Consider the following 21,147-nt stretch of genomic DNA (forward strand, 5'->3'; position numbering starts at 1 on the left):
GGCGGCGCCGCCACGGGCCTCCAGTCCGTCGCGTGCACAGGAATGCACGTGCGCCGGCCTGCGTTGGTGACCACATGACCGACGACACCCTGCACCTGTCCGTCCTCGACCTGGCCACCCGCGAGTACGGCCAGTCCAACACCGAGGCCCTGCAGGGGTCCATCGACATGGCCGTGCGCGCCGAGCAGCTCGGGTACGAGCGGTTCTGGGTCGCCGAACACCACGGGATGCCGGGCATCACGTCCTCGGCCCCGGCGGTGCTGCTGAGCGCCGTGGGCGCGGCCACCTCGACCATCCGCATCGGATCCGGTGGCGTCATGCTGCCCAACCACGCGCCCCTCGTCGTCGCCGAGCAGTTCGGCACCCTCCGTGCGCTGTACGGCGACCGGGTCGACCTCGGGCTCGGGCGCGCTCCCGGCACCGACGGCGCGACGGCGATGGCCCTCCGCCGCACGGACCGACTCGACGTCGACGACTTCCCGGACCGCCTGGCCGACCTGATCGGGTTCTTCACCGGCATGGGCGCGGAGAACCCGCTGGCGGGCATCCGCGCCGTGCCGGGCTACGGCGACGTGCCGGAGTTCTGGCTGCTCGGGTCCTCCGGCTACAGCGCCCAGGTTGCCGGTGCGCTCGGCATCTCGTTCGCCTTCGCCCACCACTTCGCGTCCGACAACACCGAGGCGGCACTCGCCCTGTACCGCGATTCGTTCCGTCCGTCGCGCTTCCGGCAGACGCCGAACGCGCTGATCGGTGTGCAGGTCGTCACCGACGAGGACCCCGCCGTCATCGACGAGCAGAGCGCTCCGGGCATGATCTCGTTCATCCGGATGCGCTCGGGCCGGAAGCCGGAGCCGGTGTCGATGGACGAGGCGCGTGCGTACGAGTTCAACGACCTCGAGCGTCGGTTCATCGCGGCCCGCACCGAGCGTCAGGCCTACGGCAACGCCGAGCAGGTCGCGGAGAAGATCAACGCACTCGTGGCGTCGACCGGGGCGAACGGCGTGATCGTCTCGCCCGGTGCCGCGCAGGCACGGTACCGGCACCAGGCGCTCGACGTCGTGGCCGGGCTGCACGCGGCCGGCAAGCTCGTGCCCGCGGGTGCGTCAGTCTCCGTCTAGGTCGCTTCGTGAGCAGGAATGGTCGGGTGTCCGCTGGGCACCCGACCATTGCTGCTCACGAAGTTCCGTGGCGCTTCAGCTGAGCAGGCCCAGGCGCGTGGCTGCAGCGACCGCCCCGACGCGGGAACCGACGTCGAGCTTGCGGAAGACGTTGTAGACGTGCCGCTTGACGGTGCCGATCGCGAGCTGCAGGTCGGCGGCGATCTCGGCGTTGGTGCGCGCGGCGGCGAGGAGTCGCAGGACCTCGAGCTCGCGGTCGCTCAACGGTGAGCCGGCTCGGGCCTCGGTCACCAGGTCGACGGGGAACGTGACGGGTGCCGCATCGGCGTGGGCTGCGCGGGCGATCCGGTCGACGAGTTCACGGCTCGGGGTGTCCTTCGTGACGAAGTCGACCGCGCCGGCATCGAGCAGGGTCCGGCGGAGGACGGCGTCCCGGTGCATCGTGAGCACCACCACCCGGATGTCCGGGCGGGTGCGGCGGACCGTGGCGATCGTCGTCCGTGCCGGCGGGCCGTCCAGCTCGACGTCGAGCAGCAGGACGTCGATCGCGGCGGCCTCGGGGGAGTCGAGCACCTCGGCCGGTCGCTCGCCGTGCGCCACGACGCGGATCGTGGGGACCGCGGCCAGGATCGTGGCGAGTCCTTCGCGGAAGAGCCGGTGGTCGTCGACGATGGCGACGTGGGTGACGGTCACAGGGTGCCCCTCGGGATGGTCAGGCGGACGGTGGTGCCGTGGTCTCGGCTGCCGCGGACGCTGTCGACGTCGAGCCGGGCCCCGATCACCGCCGCACGCTCGCGCATGGTCTGCTGGCCGAGGCGGCCGTCGGCGTCGCTCTCCACGTCGAACCCCGGGCCGTCATCGGCGACCGTCACCACCAGCGCTGCGGGTGACCAGAGGAAGCGCACCGAAGCCGTCGAACCGGGAGCGTGCTTGCTGCGGTTCGTGAGCGCCTCGAGCAGGATCGTCAGCGCTTCCTCGGCCTGCCAGTTCGGCAGGGGACCGGCCACACCCGTCGACTTGATGGACAGGAGGTCGTCGTCGGGGAACAGGTCGCGCACGTGCCGTCGGAGCGCGTCGTCGAGCAGGGCATCCCCGACCCGGGCGTGCAGGCTCACTGCGAGGTCCTGGACGTCGCCGAGTGCGCTCCGGAGCAACCGCGCTGCGTCGTCGAGCTGATCGGCTCGTTCGTCCGCCGGTGGATCCGTCAGCAGGACGAGGTCGAGGCGCTGCAGCCCGGCGAGGATGCCGTGGGCGACGCGGTCGTGCAGGTCACGCGCGATCTGCGTCCGGGAGTCCAGGTGCGCCGTGGTGAGGCGTTGGCGTAGTGCCTCCGTGTACGCGACCGCCCCGGCCGGGAACCGGCTCCAGATGCCGGCGTGCAGGGCCCTGGTGGCGCGCAGGACCTCGGCGGTGGACGCCGCGCCGACCTCGTCGACGAAGACCGGCAGGTAGGCGTCGAACAGCATCTCCGCCGCGAGCATGGCGCCGGCCGGGTGCTGGGCGTGCTCCGCGTGCAGACTGCCGGTCGCCAGGTGCTCGGGGTCGAGGAACGCGTGGCTCACGACGCTGCCGTCGGTCCCTGCGGCGTAGCGCTCGTGGGCCTCGGCGATCATCGACGAGACGTTCTCGGTCAGGCTCTGCGCCAGGGCCGGGTCGTCCGCGATGTCGGGGAACTCGGCGGCGATCGCGACGAGCACGGCGGCGAGGGGATGGTCGTTCTGCATGGCGCTTGCGAGCGTAGCGGGAGGGGCTGCTCGTGGTGGGGCGGGGACCGGCTGACTGGGTCGTGCGACCCATCGGGCGGCCGAGATGCACCCGGGGAAAGCAGAAGGCCCTGGTTCCGGAGAACCAGGGCCTTCTTCGTACTGTCTCAACACAGTGTCGGGGTGACAGGATTTGAACCTGCGACCTCCTCGTCCCGAACGAGGCGCGCTACCAAGCTGCGCCACACCCCGCGGTGTGATCACTCCGTACCGGAGCAACCAGACAATACTATCCGATGATCGGGGATGCTCACGACCATCCGGTGAACTCCCGGGCGCGTCGGCTCAGGAAGCTCGGGCGGTCAGGGTGACCACGACGGCCTCGGGTCGGCAGGCGAACCGGACGGGCGCGTAGATCGAGGTGCCGAGGCCCGCGGAGACCTCGAGCCACGACCAGTGGTTGCGGTGCTCCCACTTGTGCAATCCGCTCGCGTACCGGCGGGGGAGGTCGCTGTTCGTGACGAGCGCGCCGACCCCGGGGACCGCCACCTGACCGCCGTGGGTGTGCCCGGCGAAGATGATGTCGGCACCCTGGGTCACGAAGGCATCGAGCACGCGACGGTAGGGCGCGTGCGTGACACCGATCGCGACCGGAGCGGGGCCGTCCTCGTCCTCGGACCACGGCACGTCGCTGCGCATCTCGTCGACGTTGGTGGGGAGCAGGTCGAGGCGGTCCCAGTCGCGGTGCGCGTCCGAGGTGCCGAACAGCTCGAACCGGGAGCCGCGGAGTTCGATCGCGTGCGCCTGGTCGTTGAGGTCGAGCCAGCCGAGCGACTCGAAGAACGCCGTCTGCCGGTCGATGTCGAGACCGATGGGCTCCGCAGCCTTGTGCATCCGGCTCGGCCCCGAGAAGTACTTGAGCGGGTTGCGCGGGGAGGGCCCGAAGAAGTCGTTCGACCCGTAGGCGAAGACACCGGGCACCCCGCGGAACGGCTCGAGCGCGTACTCCACAGCGGCGTTCGCGGTCGCGTGCCCGAGGTTGTCCCCGGTGTTCACGATGAAGTCCGGTTCGACCAGGCTCAGGTCGCGCAGCCACTGCTGCTTGTCGGCCTGCCACGGGGCCATGTGGATGTCGGAGAGGTGCAGGACGGTGACGTCACGGGAACCCGGCGGGAGCACCGGGACGGTCTCCCACCGGATCCCGAAGCGACGCCGCTCGACGAGCGAGCCCCACGCCGCCGAAGCAGCTCCGACGGCCGCGCCGGCAGCGAGGACACCGAGTGCGGTGCGACCGCGGGTCACTTGCAGTCCTTGGGCGCCTTGCCGTTCTTGTCGCCGTAGAGCTGGATCGTCACGTTGTCGTTCTTGTTCGCCGTGGCGTTGATCGCCGGCTCGACCGCGGCGACCTTGCAGGTCTTGCCACCGCCGCCCTTGGCGTAGCTGTCGGCGAGGTTGACGTTCGTGAACCCGGCGTCGTTCAGGGCCGAGCGGGCGTCCCCGAGGGAGTCGCCGCCGATCTCAGGAACGGTCGCCTGGGTGCCGTCGGACGTGTAGACGGTGACGCTCGAACCCGAGGACAGGAGCGCACCCGCCGCCGGGGACGTCGAGGTCACGGAGCCGGGGTTCCCCGGGCCGGGGCGTGCCCCACCGTCGACGTAGGTGAACCCGGCGCCCGAGATCGTCGCGCGGGCCTCGTCCGCCGTCTTGCCCTGCAGGTTCGGCAGTGCCTTGGCGTTGCCGCGGAGCGCCGAGCTGTTCGGGTCGGTGAACGGACCGGCGGGGTAGATCGCGTTGACCGGCGTCTGCGCCTGCCGCCACACGTCCGCACGGCTGGCGGCGTACGTGCCGCTCACCCCGTTGCTGAAGTTGCGGAGGTTGGTGAGCTTGCCGTCGGTGTTGCCCTGCCAGTAGGCGGTGGCGACACGCGAGCTCGAGCCGACCAGCCAGATCTGGTTGCCGTCGTCGGTCGTACCCGTCTTGCCGAACAGCTGCATGCCGTCCGGGGTCTGTGCGCCGCGAGCGGTGCCGTTGGCGATCGTGCCCTTCATGGCGTAGATGGCGGCGTGAGCGACCTCGGGGTCGATCGCCTGCTTGCAGTCCTTGGTCTGTCCGCCGAGCTTCTTGCCGGACGGCGAGGTGATCTGGTCGATGGCGATCGGCTTGCAGTAGATGCCGTTGTTCGCGACGGCGGCGTACGCGGCGGCCATCGTCATGGGCGCGATCTCGTTGATGCCGAGGACCGACGACGGGTTGGAGAGGAGCTCTCCGCCGTCCGCACGGTGGACGCCGAGGGATTCGGCGACCTTCTTGATGTCGCAGAGGTCGAGCTTCTGCGCCATGTTGAGGAACGCCAGGTTGATGGACTGCGCCGTCGCCGCGGCGACGGTGTAGTTGCCGCTCTCGCCGGGACTGTCGTTCTTCGGCCGGTATCCGCCTCCGACGTAGTACGGCTGGCCGCACTGGGTCCACCCCGTTGACATGTCACGCGGCGCGCCACTGACGACCTCGTTGAGCCCGTGCCCGGCCTGCAGCCACGCGAGCAGGGTGAAGAGCTTGTAGGTCGAGCCCGTCTGGAAGCCCTTGGCGCTGCCGTACTTCTCGTCGACGCTGTAGTTCAGGGACGTCGATGTCGGCGCGGACTTCAACGACTCGTCGAAGTCCTTGTTCTGTGCCATCGTGACGATGCGGCCGGAGCCTGCCTCGATCGAGTTCAGCGTGGCGCCCAGGGCCAGGTTCGTCTCGGCCTTGTTGTCGTACGTGTTGACGAGACGCTTCTGCTCGGCGTTCAGGTCGATGTTCAGCGTCGTCTGGATCTTGTAGCCGCCGTTGCGCCACGCGGTGTCGCGAGCCTTCTGCGACGAGCCGAGCTGCGACATCTCGAGCACGACCTTCTTGGCGTAGTCGCAGAAGAACTGCGACCCGTCGCCGACCGAGGCGCGGCAGCCCTGCGACGGCTGCGTCAGGTGCACGTAGTCCGCCGGCTTCGACTGGCGAGCCGTTCGGTACTCGGCCTCGGTGAGGTTCTTCTGGTCGTACATCGAACGGAGGACGACGTTGCGTCGGGCGACGTTGGCGTCGTACTTCTTCGGGCTCGACAGGTTGCGCGCCTCGGGGTACTGCACGATCGCGATGAGCGACGCGGCCTCGGCCGGGGTCAGGTCGGTCGCGCTCTTGTTGTAGTAGTGCTGCGCCGCGGCCTGCACGCCGTAGGTCTGGTCGCCGAAGTAGGCGATGTTCAGGTAGGCGGTGAGGATCTCCTTCTTGGAGTACTTCTTCGCCAGCCCGATCGCGAGCTTCATCTCCTCCAGCTTGCGGGGGATGGTCTGCTCGACGGCCTCGTTGTAGGCCTTCTCCTGCTCCTTCTTGGTGGGGAGGTTCAGGGCTTCGTTCATCTTGATGTTGCGGACGAGCTGCATGGTCAGCGTCGACCCACCGCCCGAGTCGCCGAGGCCGCCCGCGATGCTGCCCACACCGGCGCGGATGAGGGACGTCATGTCGACGCCACCGTGGTCGTAGAAGCGCTTGTCCTCGCCGTCGATCGCGGCGTTCTTCAGCTGGTCGCTGATCTGGTCGAACTTCAGCTCTTGGCGGTTCTGGTCGTACAGGGTGGCGAAGTGCACCGACTTGCCGCCCGAGTACGCGTACAGCTCGTTGCGCTGCGGCAGGTCACCGATCTCGATGTACTCCGGCAGGGACTCGAACACACCGATCGTGGACGTCGTGGTGACACCGGCGACCGCGATGGCCGGCGTGACGCCGATCGTGACGAGCAGGCCGGCGAGGGCACTGAACCCGACGAATCCGATGAAGGCGCCGACTGCTGAGACGGGCTTGGTCCGCGATGCAGACGTCTTCTGGGCAGACATAGGATGCAGCCTAAACGACACCCCCGACTGAAAGGCTGGCAAGGAACCGCATGACTCGCTGGGAGTACTTCACCACGCCGCTGATGATCCACAACACCACCGCGATCCTCAACAACTACGGGGACGAGGGCTGGGAGCTGGTCCAGATCGTCACCGGGCCCGAGGGCGGTCTCGTCGCCTACCTGAAGCGCCCCAAGGCCGACGCATGAGCGTCTCCGACCGGCTCGCCGAACTCGGCCTGACGATCCCCGCGGTCGCCGCGCCCGTCGCCGCCTACGTGCCCGCCGTCGTGACGGGCCAGTACGTCTACACGGCGGGCCAGCTGCCCTTCGTCGACGGCTCCCTGCCCGTGACCGGCAAGGTCGGTACCGACGTCGACGCGGAGACCGCTGCCGCGCAGGCTCGCGTGGCCGCGCTGAACGCCCTGGCCGCCCTGCAGTCGGTCGCCGGTTCGCTCGACCGCGTGGCCCGTGTCGTCAAGGTCACGGTCTTCGTCGCGTCGGACCCGTCGTTCACCGGCCAGCCCGGTGTGGCGAACGGCGCGTCGACCCTGGTCGGCGAGGTCTTCGGCGACGCCGGCGTCCACGCGCGGAGCGCGGTGGGCGTCGCCGTGCTCCCGCTGGACGCGCCGGTCGAGGTCGAGCTGGTGGTGGAGCTCACCGCCTGACGGCAGCGACCGAAGGAACGAACGTGAGCAGGGCCTCCAGTCTGTATCTGACTGGAGGCCCTGCTTCCGTCTGGCGGGACTACATGAGTTCCGCGATGGTCGCCATGATCGTCGGGTCGGCGAGGGTCGTCGTGTCGCCGATGCGGCGGCCCTCGGCCGCGTCGCGGAGGAGTCGCCGCATGATCTTGCCGGAGCGTGTCTTCGGCAGCTCCGGCACGATGACGACCTGGCGCGGCTTCGCGATCGCGCCGATCCGCTTGCCGACCCAGTTGCGGAGCTCCGCAGAGGCGGTCTCGCGGTCGACGTCTGCGGCGGCCTCGGCCGTCAGGATGACGAAGGCGACGACGGCCTGCCCGGTGGTCTCGTCGGCGGCGCCGACCACGGCTGCCTCGGCGACGCCCTCGTGGCCGACCAGGGCGGACTCGATCTCAGCCGTCGACAGGCGGTGTCCCGAGACGTTCATGACGTCGTCGACGCGCCCCTGCACCCAGATGTCGCCCTGCCCGTCGAGCCGCGCACCGTCGCCGGCGAAGTAGCGGCCGGGGAACCGCGACCAGTACGTCTCGACGAACCGGTCCGGGTCGTTCCAGATCCCGCGGGCCATCGACGGCCACGGCTCGGTGATCGTGAGGTAGCCGCTCTCGCCGGGATCGGCACGGTTGCCGTCGTCGTCGACGATCTCGGCGACGATGCCCGGCAGGGGCGTCTGCGCGGCGCCGGGCTTGAGCTTCGTGACGCCGGGCAGCGCGGAGATCATGATGGCGCCGGTCTCGGTCTGCCACCACGTGTCGACGATCGGCGTGCGGTCGTGGCCGATGACCTGGCGGTACCACTGCCACGCCTCGGGGTTGATCGGTTCGCCGACGCTGCCGAGCAAGCGGAGGGTCTCGAGGCTGCGCGCCTCCGGGATCTCGCGGCCGGCCTTCATCGCCGCACGGACCGCCGTGGGTGCGGTGTAGAGGACGGTGACGCCGTACGCGTCGACGAGGTCCCACCAGCGGCCGGGCTTCGGCTCGTCGGGGGTGCCCTCGTAGAGCACCTGCGTGACGCCGTTGGCGAGCGGGCCGTAGACGACGTAGGAGTGGCCGGTGATCCAGCCGATGTCGGCGGTGCACCAGTAGACGTCCTTCTCCGGGTGCATGTCGAAGACGTTCTTGTGCGTATACGCCGCCTGGGTCAGGTAGCCGCCGGAGGTGTGCACGATGCCCTTCGGCTTCCCGGTCGTGCCCGAGGTGTACAGGATGAACAGCGGGGTCTCGGCGGGGAACGCCTGGGCCTCGTGGGTCGGTGCCGCCTTCGCCAGCTCGTCGTGCCACCAGACGTCGCGGTCGTTCCACGCGATGTCGTTGCCGCCGCGCTTGACGACCAGGACGTGCTCGACCGTGTCCGTGCCCTCGCCGGTCAGTGCCTCGTCGACGGCGGGCTTGAGCGGTGAGACGGCACCCCGCCGCCACCCGCCGTCCGCGGTGACGACGAGCTTCGCGCCGGCGTCCTCGATGCGGGCACGGAGGCTCTCCGCGCTGAACCCGCCGAAGACGACCGAGTGCACGGCACCGATGCGGGCGACGGCGAGCATCGTCACGACGGCCTCGGGGATGAGCGGCAGGTACACGACCACCCGGTCGCCCTGGCCCACGCCGAGGTCGGTGAGCATGTTCGCGGCGCGCTGTACCTCGGCGGTCAGCTCGGCGTAGGTGATCCGGCGCGTGTCGCCGGGAGCGCCCTCGAAGTGGATCGCGACCCGGTCGCCGTTGCCGGCGCGGACGTGTCGGTCGAGGCAGTTCTCGGCGACGTTGAGCGTGCCGTCGGCGAACCACTTCGCGAACGGGGCGCCTGACCAGTCCAGGGTCTGCGTGAACGGGGTGCGCCAGTCGAGCAGGGAGCGGGACTGCTCGGCCCAGAACGCCTCGCGGTCGGCCGCTGCCGCGTGGTGGAGGTCCTCGCCGGCGACCGCGTCGGCCACGAACTCGGGCGGCGGTGCGAAGGTCGCTCCGTCGTCGCCTCGGGGGTCGGTCTGGGTCGGAGTGGACATCGATGTCCTTTCGCGTCGTTGCGGCCTCTGGTGGCATCCGTCGTGGATGCGTGCGTGCGTCCGCCGTGGATGCGTGCGTGCATCCGCGGCGGGTGCGTGCGAGCATCCGTCGCCGGTGCCTGCGTGCATCCGGAGACTACCCCTCGGCCGGGTCGGGGCGCGGCACGCCCGGAGGTCGTGTCCGGGGTTGCCCTGGAGGGCCGATCGTGGGGTACAGTAGATCCCGCTGGACTCGTTTCCGGCGGCATCGAATCGGATTCCCCCCAATCCCTCGATGTCAAGGCGGCACCTGTTCCCCCCAACCGGTGCCGCCTCTTCTGTTTCCCGGGGTCCGACTCGAGCGATGGTGGCTCGTCGGGCTCCGTCGTGTGCCCCGATCCGCGCAGGGACGCCGGTCGCGTGGACAGACCGGTCCATGCTCGTGCATGCATTCTGCATGTTCTTGCGTAGCAGGTGCTACGCACAGGCCGGCCGGGGGAAGCGGGGGTGGTGGGCGACCCCGAGCACGTCGGTGTCGCATCATCGACCGGGGTACGGCTTTCCGTTTCGGGGGACAAACCGGTCCGTTGGTGGGGCACTCCGACGTTGTCCACAGAAGTGGGGACCCTCCCCGCTGAGGGCTGACGTGCTCCCTACCGTCGGCGGCATGCCCCTGCACCGTGCTCCACTGCTTCCCCGCGCGTCGGCGCCTTCCGCGTCGACATCGCCTGCGTTCTCGGTGCCGGCACCGGCGCGGGCGCATGTTCCGTCGGCGCCGTTCCTGCCCGGAGCAGCGCCGCCGGCTCGTCGCCGGGCGTCCGTGGTCGTCGAGTTCGAGGAACTCGCCGCCCTGGTGGCCGATGCCACCGTGACGGACGTCCTGGTGGTCGGTGGCGTGGGCACGTGGGTCGACCGCGGCACCGGCCTCGAAGCCGTCCAGCCGCGACTGACCGAGGCGCGTGCCCGCGAACTCGCGACCCGACTCGTCGCGCTCGGCGGGCGCCACGTCGACGAGACCACCCCGTGCGCGGACGTCCGGCACGGGGACGGCGTCCGGGTCCACGTCGTCCTCGCCCCGGTGTCCGTCGGGGGCACCGCCGTGTCGATCCGACTGCCACAGGTCCATCGACCCTCCCTCGCCACCCTCGAACGCGGCGGGACCTTCGCGTTCGTCCCGCGGTCGGTCGTCGAGGACGCCGTCGCTGCGCGCCGGAACGTCCTGGTCACCGGCGCGACCGGCAGCGGCAAGACCACCCTGGTCGCGGCGATGCTCGGGAACGTCCCCGTCGACGAGCGGATCGTGACGGTGGAGGACGTCGCGGAGCTCCGGATCGCCCATCCGCACGTCGTCGCGCTCGAGGCGCGGCAGGCGAACGCCGAGGGGGTCGGCGCACTCGGCCTCGACCGACTCGTGCGCGAGGCGCTGCGGATGCGCCCCGACCGGATCGTCGTGGGGGAGTGCCGCGGCGCCGAGGTCCGTGAACTCCTCTCCGCCCTGAACACCGGGCACGACGGGGGAGCCGGCACCGTGCACGCCAACGGCATCGCCGACGTGGCCGCGCGCCTCGAAGCACTCGGTGCGCTCGCCGGCCTCGGTGCCGAGGCGCTCGCCCGGCAGGCCGTCAGCGCGTTCGACCTGGTCCTGCACGTGGAGCGACGCGCAGGCCAGCGGCGGCTCGGTGGCGTGGGCACGTTGTGCGTCGGCCCGGACGGGAGGCTCGAGGTGCGCCCGGTGGACGGGCTGCGGTGAGACGACCCACACCCGACGGCCCGGCGCGGGTGGCCGGGGTGCTCGACCGGGTGGCGACGCTGGTCGCGGCAGGCGTCCCGCCGCCGCGGGCCTGGCGGCTCGTCGGCGGGCTGCCCGGGGGCGGAGGACCCGCCCAGCAGGACATCCTCGTCGTCCTCCGCGTGGCGGACCGGACGGGAGCTCCCGTCGCGGAGACCCTCCGCGGCCTCGCCGGCGCGCTCCGACGAGCCGCGGCATCGGACCGGGCGATCCGGGTCGCCCTGGCGGGCCCGCGGACGAGCGCCCGGGTCGTGCTCGCGCTGCCGCTCTTCGGGTTGGGGCTCGGTGCGGCCTGGGGTGCCGGTGCCGTCGAGGTCCTGGTCGGTTCACCGGCCGGTTGGGCGTGCTCGTGCACCGCGGCCGCCCTCGTCCTGGCAGGGCGACGGTGGACCGCCCGGCTGGTCCGTTCCGCGACCCCCGACGGCCGAGTCCCCGGGGTGCTCCTCGACGCCTGGGCCGTGGCGGTCGCCGGAGGCGGGTCGTGGACCACCGCCGGGCAGGCAGTCGCCGAGGCGTGCGCGGGAGCCACCCCGCCCGCCGGGGACGTGCACCGGCTGCAGGAGGTCCTCGACCTCGCCCGGCGTGCGGGGGTGCCCGCCGCGGGGTTGCTCCGCCGCGCCGCCGAGGACGTGCGTGACGAGGCCGCTGCCGACGGGCTCGTGGCGGCGGAACGACTGGCCGTCCGACTGGTGCTGCCACTCGGGGTCTGCATCCTGCCGGCGTTCGTGCTCGTGGGGGTGGTGCCCGTCGTGGTCGGGGTCCTCTCCTCCACGGTGGGCGGGGCCGCGTGACCTGTCCACAGATGGCGCCGAGGCCGCTTCGTCGACACCCCAGCCAGGACACGCTGGTTCCACCGAACAGAAAGGACGGACTCCATGAGCACCACGTCATCCCCCGACCGCCGCACCCGTCGGGCCATCCGCCACCACCGTCGCCCGCGTCGCCTCGTCGCCCGGTGGTCGTCCCGGCTGCGGGACGACCGGGGATCAGCCACCGCCGAGTACGCGGTCGTCATCCTCGCCGCCGTGGCCTTCGCGGGTGTGCTCGTCGCGGTCATGCGCTCTGGCGAGGTCCAGACCATCCTCACCGACCTCGTCCGTGGCGCGCTCTCGCTGTGAGCGCGGCTCCGTGACCGTCGAGTTCGCGGTGGCGCTCCCCGTGGTGGCGATCGTGTTGACCGCCCTCGTCGCGGCCGTCCTCGTCGTCGACGCGCAGGGCCGTCTGCAACTCGCCGCAGCCACCGCCGCCCGGGCGATCGGGCGTGACGACGAGCACCAGGGCCGGTCCGCGGCCGACCGGATCGCTCCGGGGGTCTCGGTCGTCGTCCGGTCGGACGGTGACCTGGTCTGCGTCGACGCCACGCGCGGAGGGACCGGCCCCTTCGCGGCGCTCCCGCTGACCGCGACGGGGTGTGCCGCGGCCCGAGGGGGCTGACGTGACGATCCCCGACGGCCAACGCGGCTCGGCGACCGTGCTGCTCGTGGCGGTCCTCGGCGTGGGGGTCCTCGTCGGGTCGACGGCGCTCGCCGCCGCCGGCCACCGCACGCAGGCCCTCCGCGCCCAGGGCGCCGCCGACGCCGCCGCCGTGGGCACCGCGGCGGCCGCCACCGGGCTGGTACCGGGGGAGCCGTGTGCGGTCGCGACCCGGATCGCCACGGCGAACGGGGCCGCCCTCGACGCCTGCGAACTCGTCGCCACCACGGCCCGCGTCCGCGTGGTCGTGGGCACCGGACCGTTCGTCGTCGGCGCACTCGCGGTGGCCGGTCCGGCAGGCGACCCGCCCGAACACTATGTGTATGGTGTGCCTGTCGGCCCGCGGTCACCGATGTCCCGGTCGACCCGGACACGCTCGTGGCCAGGGCCGATCAGCACCATCGATCAAGGAGACACGTGCCAGGCACGAAGAAGCTCGTGATCGTCGAGAGCCCTGCGAAGGCGAAGACGATCGCGCAATACCTCGGTGACGGATACGAAGTCCAGGCCTCGGTCGGACACATCCGCGACCTCGTCGAGCCGAAGAACCTGCCGCCCGAGCTCAAGAAGGGCTCCCTCGGCAAGTTCTCGGTGGACGTCGACAACGGCTTCGAGCCGTACTACGTCGTGTCCGACGCCAAGAAGAAGACCGTCTCCGAGCTGAAACGCGCCCTCAAGGACGCCGACGAGCTCTACCTCGCAACAGATGAAGACCGCGAGGGTGAAGCGATCGCGTGGCACCTGCTGCAGGTCCTGAAGCCGAAGGTCCCCGTCAAGCGGATGGTCTTCCACGAGATCACAAAGGAGGCGATCCAGCGCGCGCAGGAAGCCACCCGTGAGCTCGACACCGCCCTCGTCGACGCGCAGGAGACCCGCCGCATCCTCGACCGGCTGTACGGGTACGAGGTCTCCCCGGTCCTGTGGCGCAAGGTCGCCCCCGGTCTGTCCGCCGGCCGTGTGCAGTCCGCCGCCACCCGTCTCGTCGTCGACCGCGAGCGCGAGCGCCTGGCCTTCGTGTCCGCCAACTACTGGGACCTCTCCGCCCGGTTCGAGAAGGCCGGCGAGTCCTCCTTCTCGGCGAGACTCGCCCGGATCCACGGCACCCGCGTCGCCTCCGGCCGTGACTTCGACGACCGCGGCACGCTCAGCGGTGACGTCGTCCGGCTCGACGAGGCCGCTGCCGCGTCGCTGACGACGGTCCTCGAGCGCGCCGGTGACGCCACCGTCCGCAGCGTCGACTCGAAGCCGTACACGCGACGCCCGGCCGCGCCGTTCACCACGTCGACGCTCCAGCAGGAAGCCGCGCGCAAGCTCCGTCTGTCCCCGCGACAGACGGCTCGCGCTGCGCAGACCCTGTACGAGAACGGCTACATCACCTACATCCGTACCGACTCGGTCTCGCTCTCGAAGCAGGCCGTCGACGCGGCCCGCAAGCAGGCAGCGGACCTGTACGGCTCGGCCACCGTGCCCGACAAGCCCCGCCTGTACGCGAGCAAGAGCAAGAACGCGCAAGAGGCGCACGAGGCGATCCGTCCCGCCGGTGACTCCTTCCGCACCCCGCAGGACCTGCAGGGCACCCTGACCGGTGTCGAGTGGCGCCTCTACGACCTCATCTGGAAGCGCACCATCGCGTCACAGATGGCGGACGCCAAGGGTTCGACTGCGTCGATCGTGCTCGGCATCTCCTCCACCGAGTCGGTCGAGGGCATCGCCTCGACCGCGAACGGCACGGACGCCGAGTTCACCGCATCCGGCACCGTCATCACGTTCCGCGGCTTCCTCAGCGCCTACGAAGAAGGCCGTGACGAGGACCGCCACGAGTCGTCCGAGCGTGCGGGCCAGGACGTCGCCCTGCCGAACGTGGCCCAGGGCGAACACCTCGCGGTCACCGACGTCGAGGCGAAGGGGCACGACACCACCCCGCCGCCGCGCTTCACCGAGGCGAGCCTCATCAAGACGCTGGAAGAGCTGGGGATCGGGCGTCCGTCGACCTACCCCACGATCAGCCCGACGATCATCGACCGCGGCTACGTCTCGCTCCGCGGCACGCAGCTGGTGCCGAACTGGATCGCGTTCAGCGTCGTGCGCCTGCTCGAGGAGTACTTCGGCGAGCTCGTGGAGTACGACTTCACCGCCGAGATGGAAGAAGACCTCGACCGCATCGCCCGCGGCGACGCCGACCGGGTGGACTGGCTCAAGGGCTTCTACTTCGGTGGCGGCGAGGACGACCAGCGGGGCCTCCGGACGGTCATCGACAACCTCGGTGAGATCGACGCCCGCGAGATCAACTCGGTCGAGCTCGCTCCGGGCCTCACACTCCGGATCGGTCGGTACGGCCCCTACATCGAGGTGCCGAGCGACGACCCCGAGAAGCCGCGGCGCGTGAACGTGCCCGAGGACCTCGCTCCCGACGAACTGACCGTCGAGAAGGCGAAGGAACTCGTCGACGCCCCGGTGATCGGCGACCGCGTCGTCGGGATCAACCCGAAGACCGGCAAGGAGGTCCTGGCGAAGGACGGCCGCTTCGGCCCCTACGTCACGGAGCGCACCCCGGAGCCCGAACCCACCGTGGACCCGAAGACCGGCGAGGTCGTCGAAGCGCCCGCAGCGGCAGAGGCCCCCGTGGCCGACGCGGCTGCTGCGACCGCGACGAGCGAGACGGCGTCGGCGACCGCGAAGAAGGCCCCCGCCAAGAAGGCGCCTGCGAAGAAGACGACGAAGAAGGCCGCGGCGCCGAAGGAACGCACCGCTTCGCTCTTCAAGTCGATGGACCCGCAGACCGTCGACCTCGAGACCGCGCTGAAGCTCCTCGACCTTCCCCGCGTCGTCGGCCAGGACCCGGAGACGGGCAACGACATCACGGCGCAGAACGGCCGGTACGGGCCGTACCTGAAGAAGGGGACCGACACCCGGACCCTGCCCGGCGAGGACGCGATCTTCGACATCGACCTGCCCGGCGCACTCGAGCTGTTCGCGCAGCCGAAGTACGGCGGCAACCGCACCGCGAGCGCCGCGCTCAAGGAGTTCGACGCCGACCCGGTGTCCGGCAAGCCGATCAAGATGAAGGACGGCCGGTTCGGCCCGTACGTCACCGACGGCGAGACGAACGCGACCATCCCGAAGGGCGAGGACGTCGAGGCCGTCGACCACGCCCGCGCGGTCCAGCTCATCGCCGACAAGCGTGCCAAGGGGCCGGTCAAGAAGAAGACCCCGGCTCGTCGGACGGCGGCCAAGAAGAAGTGACCGGTCGCTTCATCACGCTCGAGGGCGGCGACGGCGCGGGTAAGACGACCCAGGCGGAGCTGCTCTCGGCGTGGCTCGGTGCGCACGGTCGGACCGTGGTCCGCACCCGCGAGCCCGGCGGCACCGACCTCGGCGTCCAGATCCGGCAGATGGTCCTGCACGAGCGGGGCCACGTCGCGCCCCGGGCCGAGGCGCTGCTGTACGCGGCCGACCGAGCCCAGCACGTCGAGACGGTCGTCCGTCCGGCGATCGCACGCGGCGAGGTCGTCCTGCAGGACCGCTACATCGACTCGTCCGTCGCCTACCAGGGCGTCGCGCGCGGCCTCGGTGCCGAGCAGGTCCGGTCCGTCTCGGAGTGGGCAGCGGACGGTCTGGCACCGGACCTCACGATCCTGCTCGACCTCGACGTCACCGTCGGACGCGCCCGGGTGGCCGCGGCGCGGGGCGACACCTTCGACCGTCTCGAGTCCGAGGCTGCGGCGTTCCACAAGTCCGTCCGTCAGGCCTTCCTCGCGATGGCCGAGGCCGAGCCGGCGCGCTTCCTGGTGGTCGACGCCTCAGCCCCGACCGACACCGTGCAGGACGCGGTCCGTCGAGCGGTCGCCCCGCTCGTCGGGATCGACCCGGCATGACGGCGGTCACTGACAGGATGGTCCCGTGAGCGTGTGGGACGGCCTGACCGGGCAGGAAGAAGCGGTCGCGTCGCTGCGCAACGCGGCCGAGTCCACCGACGGCACCGGCGGCATGACGCACTCGTGGCTCATCACCGGCCCGCCCGGGTCGGGTCGGTCGAACGTGGCGACCGCCTTCGCCGCGGCGCTCGTGGGCAACGGCCCCGACGACGACCACACCCTGCGGCAGATCACCGCGAAGACCCACCCCGACGTCTCGGTGCTCACGACCCAGCGCGTGATCATCACGATCGATGAGATCCGGCAGCTCGTCACCTCGTCGTACTACTCGCCGTCGGTCGGCCGCTACCGCGTCGTCATCATCGAAGACGCCGACCGCATGACCGAGCGCACCTCGAACCTGCTGCTCAAGGCGCTCGAGGAACCCCCGGAGCGCACGGTGTGGATCCTCTGTGCCCCGAGTGAAGCCGACCTGCTGCCGACGATCCGATCGCGCGTCCGCTCGGTCCGCCTGCGTGTGCCCGGCATCGAGTCCGTCGCCGACCTGCTCGTCGCCCGGACCGGTGTCGACCGTGCCCTCGCGATGGATGCTGCTCGCCAGGCGCAGAGCCACATCGGCATGGCGCAGCGTCTCGCCACGAGCGAGCCGGCCCGTGACCGTCGCCGCCGGACCCTGACGACCGTGCTCGGTGTGCGGAGCGTTGGTGACGCCGTCATGGCGGCCGCCGAGCTCCTCGCCGTCGCCGACGAAGACGCGAAGTCCATCACCGAGCAGCGCGACTCCGAAGAGCGCGACGCGGCCCTGCGCTCGCTCGGGGTCGAACCCGGCGGGACGATCCCGCCGGCGCTCCGGTCGCAGCTCCGCGCCCTCGAGGACGACCAGAAGCGCCGGGCGACCCGGAGCCTGCGCGACGGGCTCGACCGGATCCTGGTCGACGTCTCGTCCCTGTACCGCGACCTGCTCCTGCTGGGGCTCGGAGCCCCCGCGGAACCGGTCAACCTGGCCATGCAGGACCAGCTCGAACACGCGCTGCCGACGACACCGCCCGCTGCCGCGCTCGAGGTCCTCGACGCCGTGGCCCTGGCGCGCCAGCGCATCGCGGCGAACGTGGCGGCACTCCTGGCGCTCGAAGCACTGCTCGTCACCATCGCCCGCGCCCGCCGCTGAGGCACGGCGTGCGACAATCACGGCATGCCCGACGCTGAACCCGGCCTGCGCGAACGGAAGCGCCGCGCCACCCGGCGCGCCATCCAGCAGGCTGCGCTCCGGATCGCCATCGAGGACGGCCTCGGCGCGGTGACGGTGGACGAGATCTCCCGGCGGGCCGACGTCTCGCCCCGGACGTTCTTCAACTACTTCCCGAGCAAGGAGCAGGCGATCCTCGGGGACGACCCGCAGCTGCCCGACGACGCGGCGTTGCAGGCGTTCGTCGACGGTGGTCCGAGCGGTGACCTGCTCGCCGACATCGGCACGCTGCTCGTGCACTCCACGCGGGAACTGATCGAGGAGCGCGGGCTCATCGAGGAGCGGCAGCAGGTCCTCCGCGCGAACCCGGAGCTGTTCAGCCGTCGCATGGCGTCCATGAAGGAGTTCCAGGCGGAGCTGCAGACGGCCGTCGCGCGCCGGCTCGAACACGCCGACCCGGAGCTCGCCGCCGACGCCGAGGCACTCCGCCGCCGCGCGGGTCTCGCGGCCATCGTCGCCCTCGCCGCCCTGCGCCACGCGTGGTGGGAGTGGTCGGGTTCCGAGGCCGGAACACACCTGGTCGACGAGCTCGAACGGTCCTTCTCCGAGCTCGGCGTGCTGGTTTCGCGTTCACTCGTCTGAACCTGTATAGTCATTGCTCGTGCCACTCCGGACATGGAGTGTGCGCCGCCTTAGCTCAGTCGGTAGAGCGATTCACTCGTAATGAATAGGTCGTCGGTTCGATTCCGACAGGCGGCTCCGTGAACACCCCGGTCAGACCCACTCGAAGTGGCTCTGACCGGGGTTTTCGTATTCCGGACGAAACCCGTGTCCCTCGCCCGAGGGACAGACGTCGGGCGCGTTCGCGGGCTACCCTTGTCCGCGAAACGGGGGACACGATGACCGACCACCAGCCCAGCGCTCCACCGGCGGTGCCGCCGTGCTGAAGCGTGTCCTGGTCATCGTCGTGGTCGCTGCCACCGCCGGAGCCCTCGCGGTCACCGCGGCAGCCGTGCCCGAGTCCCGTGCCACGTCCGCATCGACCTCGTCGCCGAGCACCGGTCCGTCCGCGACCCCGACGGCGTCCGCGACCGGTCCCGCGTACCTCGCGGACCGCGAGCCGACCTTCTCCGAGGACTTCGACACCCCCGCCGCAGCGGGCGGCCCCTTCGCCGAGACGTACCGGAACTCGTGGCAGCCGTACCCCGACGGTACGGGCGGTAAGTACTACTCGGACAAGCTCATCAGCGCCCACAACGGCTACCTGGACGTCGCGATGGACGGGGAGCACGGCGCTGCCGGAACGTTCGGCACGCCCACCGGCGCCTGGTCACACGTCGGCGGCACCTTCAGCATCCGTGCGCGGGCGACCGGTGGCGACGGCAACGGGATCGCGGTCATGCTCTGGCCGACGTCGAACGCCTGGGCGGACGGCGAGCTGAACTACCCGGAGGGGCAGTTCAACGGCTCACCGCGCGTCTTCCACCACTCGATGCTCCAGGGGCTCGAGAAGCGGACCGAGCACTACAACACCCGGGTGTCCTGGAACGACTGGCACACCTACACGACCGAGTGGGTGCCGGGGAAGATCATCCGGTACTACCTCGACGGCAAGCTCGTGTTCACGGTGCCGCGCAACGTGCCCACCACGCCGCACCGCTACATGTTCCAGATCGGCAACTGGGGCGACCCCGGGCACGTGCAGATCGACTGGGTCCGCACCTACGACACGGAGTGACCAATCCCCCCGGACGGGGGCTCCGAATCAGTCCGGTCGTACGACCCGACACCCGTGTGCTCGCGTCGATGACCCGAACCTCGACGCGGGTGCGCGGGCGGGAACGATCCCCGTTCTGGGGCTGCCCGACGGCGTCGGTGCGGTCCACGATGAGAGGGAACCCGTTCCGTCGTCACCGAGAGGTCGTCATGCTGCTGTCCCTGGTCTACATGAGTGCAGCGAACGAGGTGTTCGACCAGGAGCGGCTCGACGCACTGCTCGAGCACGCACGGGTCCGCAACACCGCGTCCGGCCTGTCCGGTCTGCTCGTCTACAAGGACGGCCGGTTCATGCAGCTGCTCGAGGGCCCCGAGGCAGCCGTGCTCGAGACGTACCAGCGCATCATCGACGACCCGCGGCACACCGACGTCGGCCTGCTCGTCGAGGAGCGTATCCACACCCGGCGTTTCGGCGAGTGGAAGATGGCGTTCCACCGCGAACCGGACGCCGACCTGCCCGACGGCTTCGACTCGTTCCTCGCCGAGGGCGATGCGAGCGCCGACACGAGCCGTGCCCGTGAGCTCCTGCGCTGGTTCCGGAACCACCCGATGGCCGCTCCGGACGCCGCGCTCGGCAAGCACCGCCGCTGACCACCCGAGGCGGGCACCGCCGCTGACCGCCCGACGCGGACCCCGCTGACGACCGCCGCGGGCCGCGCCACACCCCGCGCTGGTAGACAGGACCCATGACGGTTCGCTGGGGAGTCATCGGCACAGGCGGCATCGCACGGTCCTTCGTGGGTGACTGCACCGCGGCCGGCATCGTGTTCACGGCCGTGGGTAGCCGCACCCGCGAACACGCCGAGGCCTTCGCCGCCGAGTTCGGCATCGAGCGGGCCCACGGTTCCTACGAGGACCTGGTGGCGGACGACGATGTCGACGCGGTCTACGTCGCGACCCCGCACGTCCGGCACGCCGAGGACGCCCTGCTCGCGATCCGGGCGGGCAAGCACGTCCTGGTCGAGAAGGCCTTCACGATGACCGCGGACGAGGCCCGGACGGTCGTCGACGCGGCTCGGCACGCCGGTGTCGCGGTGATGGAGGCGATGTGGACCCGGTTCCTGCCCCAGATGGCGATGATCCGCGAGGTCGTCGCCGAGGGACGGATCGGCCGCCCGATGGTGGTCGAGGCGACCCACCACCAGGCCCTCCCGACGGACCCCGGCCACCGGTTGCGCGACCCGGCACTCGGCGGGGGCGCGATGCTCGACCTCGGGATCTACCCGGTGTCCTTCGCGGTGGACGTGCTCGGGGTGCCGACCACGCTGGTCGCAGCCGGGACGCTGAGCGAGCAGGGCGTCGACGAGCAGATGGGTCTGGTCATGACGCACGAGGGCGGTGCGCAGTCGATGATCCACTTCGGGATGGACCTGCGGAGCCCGAACACCGCGTCGATCATCGGCGAGACCGGCCGCATCGACCTCGACTCCACCTGGTACACGCCGACCACCTGGCGGATCCGTGACCGCGACGGTGCCGTGGTCGAGGAGTTCGACGGCCGCGAGGAACTCGCCGGCTACGAGCACGAGGCCCGCGCCTTCGAGACGATGATCACGTCGGGCCACCACGACGGCGGCCCGATGGACCCGGACGAGACCGTCGCGATCATGGCGGTGCTGGACGAGGCACGACGCCAGGTCGGGGTCCGGTACCCGGCCGACGGTCCCGTCACGGCTCCCTGAT

20 protein-coding genes and 2 tRNA genes are annotated in these 21,147 nt (G+C 70.9%); 16 read left to right on the forward strand and 6 right to left on the reverse strand.

Translation table 11 applies throughout. The annotated features are described in order from the left end of the window. Window positions 1-74: 74 nt before the first annotated feature. Window positions 75-1,118 carry an LLM class flavin-dependent oxidoreductase gene (locus DEJ12_RS06455; RefSeq protein WP_111029414.1) on the forward strand — a complete coding sequence of 348 codons (1,044 nt, stop codon included), beginning with the start codon at window positions 75-77 and terminating at the stop codon, window positions 1,116-1,118. Window positions 1,119-1,193: 75 nt separating this feature from the next. On the opposite strand, the gene DEJ12_RS06460 is transcribed toward DEJ12_RS06455, so the two are convergent. The 5 genes from DEJ12_RS06460 to DEJ12_RS06480 form a co-directional block, all read right to left on the reverse strand. Then, window positions 1,194-1,811, reverse strand: a complete 618-nt coding sequence (locus DEJ12_RS06460; protein WP_071405010.1) for a response regulator — start codon at window positions 1,809-1,811, stop codon at window positions 1,194-1,196. Then, entirely contained in the window at window positions 1,808-2,842 is a 1,035-nt protein-coding gene (locus DEJ12_RS06465; RefSeq protein ID WP_111029415.1) for a sensor histidine kinase, read from the reverse strand. Before DEJ12_RS06465 ends, DEJ12_RS06460 begins: the two co-directional genes overlap by 4 nt. Window positions 2,843-2,999: 157 nt before the next feature. Continuing rightward, window positions 3,000-3,073: transfer RNA gene (locus tag DEJ12_RS06470), tRNA-Pro, on the reverse strand. Between the two features lie 93 nt (window positions 3,074-3,166). Then, window positions 3,167-4,123 (reverse strand): metallophosphoesterase, encoded by a 957-nt coding sequence (locus DEJ12_RS06475; RefSeq protein WP_111029416.1) that lies wholly within the window; start codon window positions 4,121-4,123, stop codon window positions 3,167-3,169. Next, on the reverse strand, window positions 4,120-6,687 hold the full coding sequence (locus DEJ12_RS06480; RefSeq protein ID WP_111029417.1) for a transglycosylase domain-containing protein: 2,568 nt from the start codon (window positions 6,685-6,687) through the stop codon (window positions 4,120-4,122). Before DEJ12_RS06480 ends, DEJ12_RS06475 begins: the two co-directional genes overlap by 4 nt. 50 nt (window positions 6,688-6,737) lie before the next feature. Here DEJ12_RS06480 and DEJ12_RS06485 point away from each other — a divergent pair, with 50 nt between their 5' ends. Continuing rightward, complete coding sequence (locus DEJ12_RS06485; protein WP_017888699.1) at window positions 6,738-6,896, forward strand: DUF4177 domain-containing protein; 159 nt, start codon at window positions 6,738-6,740, stop codon at window positions 6,894-6,896. After that, window positions 6,893-7,354: a RidA family protein gene (locus tag DEJ12_RS06490; RefSeq protein ID WP_111029418.1), complete on the forward strand. Its 462-nt coding sequence runs from the start codon at window positions 6,893-6,895 to the stop codon at window positions 7,352-7,354. The genes DEJ12_RS06485 and DEJ12_RS06490 overlap by 4 nt, the downstream gene beginning before the upstream one ends. 79 nt (window positions 7,355-7,433) lie before the next feature. Here the strand turns inward: DEJ12_RS06490 and acs are convergent, their stop codons facing one another. Beyond that, on the reverse strand, window positions 7,434-9,386 hold the full coding sequence (acs, locus tag DEJ12_RS06495; RefSeq protein WP_111029419.1) for an acetate--CoA ligase: 1,953 nt from the start codon (window positions 9,384-9,386) through the stop codon (window positions 7,434-7,436). A 646-nt stretch (window positions 9,387-10,032) separates the two neighbouring features. On the opposite strand from acs, the gene DEJ12_RS06500 reads away from it, so the two are divergent. The 13 genes from DEJ12_RS06500 to DEJ12_RS06560 all read left to right on the forward strand — a co-directional run bounded on the left by DEJ12_RS06500 (window position 10,033) and on the right by DEJ12_RS06560 (window position 21,146). Then, on the forward strand, window positions 10,033-11,115 hold the full coding sequence (locus DEJ12_RS06500) for a CpaF family protein (protein WP_375334576.1): 1,083 nt from the start codon (window positions 10,033-10,035) through the stop codon (window positions 11,113-11,115). After that, window positions 11,112-11,945 (forward strand): type II secretion system F family protein, encoded by an 834-nt coding sequence (locus DEJ12_RS06505; RefSeq protein ID WP_181433025.1) that lies wholly within the window; start codon window positions 11,112-11,114, stop codon window positions 11,943-11,945. The genes DEJ12_RS06500 and DEJ12_RS06505 overlap by 4 nt, the downstream gene beginning before the upstream one ends. 84 nt (window positions 11,946-12,029) lie before the next feature. Then, window positions 12,030-12,272, forward strand: coding sequence for a DUF4244 domain-containing protein (locus DEJ12_RS06510; RefSeq protein ID WP_175330804.1), 243 nt, complete (start codon window positions 12,030-12,032; stop codon window positions 12,270-12,272). A gap of 10 nt (window positions 12,273-12,282) precedes the next feature. Further along, window positions 12,283-12,588, forward strand: coding sequence for a TadE family type IV pilus minor pilin (locus DEJ12_RS06515; protein ID WP_181431568.1), 306 nt, complete (start codon window positions 12,283-12,285; stop codon window positions 12,586-12,588). A 1-nt stretch (window position 12,589) separates the two neighbouring features. Then, window positions 12,590-13,069, forward strand: a complete 480-nt coding sequence (locus tag DEJ12_RS06520) for a hypothetical protein (protein ID WP_110863361.1) — start codon at window positions 12,590-12,592, stop codon at window positions 13,067-13,069. Next, window positions 13,045-15,870 (forward strand): type I DNA topoisomerase, encoded by a 2,826-nt coding sequence (gene topA, locus DEJ12_RS06525; RefSeq protein WP_111029423.1) that lies wholly within the window; start codon window positions 13,045-13,047, stop codon window positions 15,868-15,870. The genes DEJ12_RS06520 and topA overlap by 25 nt, the downstream gene beginning before the upstream one ends. After that, entirely contained in the window at window positions 15,867-16,502 is a 636-nt protein-coding gene (tmk, locus tag DEJ12_RS06530; protein ID WP_111029424.1) for a dTMP kinase, read from the forward strand. The genes topA and tmk overlap by 4 nt, the downstream gene beginning before the upstream one ends. A 25-nt stretch (window positions 16,503-16,527) precedes the next feature. Beyond that, window positions 16,528-17,670 (forward strand): DNA polymerase III subunit delta', encoded by a 1,143-nt coding sequence (locus DEJ12_RS06535; RefSeq protein ID WP_071404998.1) that lies wholly within the window; start codon window positions 16,528-16,530, stop codon window positions 17,668-17,670. A 24-nt stretch (window positions 17,671-17,694) separates the two neighbouring features. Next, on the forward strand, window positions 17,695-18,330 hold the full coding sequence (locus DEJ12_RS06540; RefSeq protein ID WP_110863359.1) for a TetR/AcrR family transcriptional regulator: 636 nt from the start codon (window positions 17,695-17,697) through the stop codon (window positions 18,328-18,330). Window positions 18,331-18,374: 44 nt separating this feature from the next. Further along, window positions 18,375-18,447, forward strand: a tRNA-Thr gene (locus DEJ12_RS06545). Between the two features lie 181 nt (window positions 18,448-18,628). Next, a complete protein-coding gene (locus DEJ12_RS06550; protein WP_111029425.1) occupies window positions 18,629-19,426 on the forward strand; it encodes a glycoside hydrolase family 16 protein in 798 nt (265 codons plus the stop codon). 188 nt (window positions 19,427-19,614) lie between these two features. After that, window positions 19,615-20,055 carry a BLUF domain-containing protein gene (locus DEJ12_RS06555; protein ID WP_051596899.1) on the forward strand — a complete coding sequence of 147 codons (441 nt, stop codon included), beginning with the start codon at window positions 19,615-19,617 and terminating at the stop codon, window positions 20,053-20,055. 95 nt (window positions 20,056-20,150) lie between these two features. Then, window positions 20,151-21,146, forward strand: coding sequence for a Gfo/Idh/MocA family protein (locus tag DEJ12_RS06560; RefSeq protein ID WP_111029426.1), 996 nt, complete (start codon window positions 20,151-20,153; stop codon window positions 21,144-21,146). Window position 21,147: the final 1 nt, after the last annotated feature.

This window comes from Curtobacterium sp. MCLR17_059 (assembly GCF_003234665.1).
Taxonomy (GTDB): Bacteria; Actinomycetota; Actinomycetes; order Actinomycetales; family Microbacteriaceae; genus Curtobacterium; species Curtobacterium flaccumfaciens.

Excerpts from the sequence above, each read along its gene's own strand:
- DEJ12_RS06455 (WP_111029414.1), top strand. The coding sequence starts at position 75 with ATGACCGACGACACCCTGCACCTGTCCGTCCTCGACCTGGCCACCCGC.
- DEJ12_RS06465 (WP_111029415.1), bottom strand. The coding sequence starts at position 2,842 with ATGCAGAACGACCATCCCCTCGCCGCCGTGCTCGTCGCGATCGCCGCC.
- DEJ12_RS06480 (WP_111029417.1), bottom strand. The coding sequence starts at position 6,687 with ATGTCTGCCCAGAAGACGTCTGCATCGCGGACCAAGCCCGTCTCAGCA.
- DEJ12_RS06485 (WP_017888699.1), top strand. The coding sequence starts at position 6,738 with ATGACTCGCTGGGAGTACTTCACCACGCCGCTGATGATCCACAACACC.
- DEJ12_RS06490 (WP_111029418.1), top strand. The coding sequence starts at position 6,893 with ATGAGCGTCTCCGACCGGCTCGCCGAACTCGGCCTGACGATCCCCGCG.
- acs (WP_111029419.1), bottom strand. The coding sequence starts at position 9,386 with ATGTCCACTCCGACCCAGACCGACCCCCGAGGCGACGACGGAGCGACC.
- DEJ12_RS06500 (WP_375334576.1), top strand. The coding sequence starts at position 10,033 with ATGCCCCTGCACCGTGCTCCACTGCTTCCCCGCGCGTCGGCGCCTTCC.
- DEJ12_RS06510 (WP_175330804.1), top strand. The coding sequence starts at position 12,030 with ATGAGCACCACGTCATCCCCCGACCGCCGCACCCGTCGGGCCATCCGC.
- DEJ12_RS06540 (WP_110863359.1), top strand. The coding sequence starts at position 17,695 with ATGCCCGACGCTGAACCCGGCCTGCGCGAACGGAAGCGCCGCGCCACC.
- DEJ12_RS06555 (WP_051596899.1), top strand. The coding sequence starts at position 19,615 with ATGCTGCTGTCCCTGGTCTACATGAGTGCAGCGAACGAGGTGTTCGAC.
- DEJ12_RS06560 (WP_111029426.1), top strand. The coding sequence starts at position 20,151 with ATGACGGTTCGCTGGGGAGTCATCGGCACAGGCGGCATCGCACGGTCC.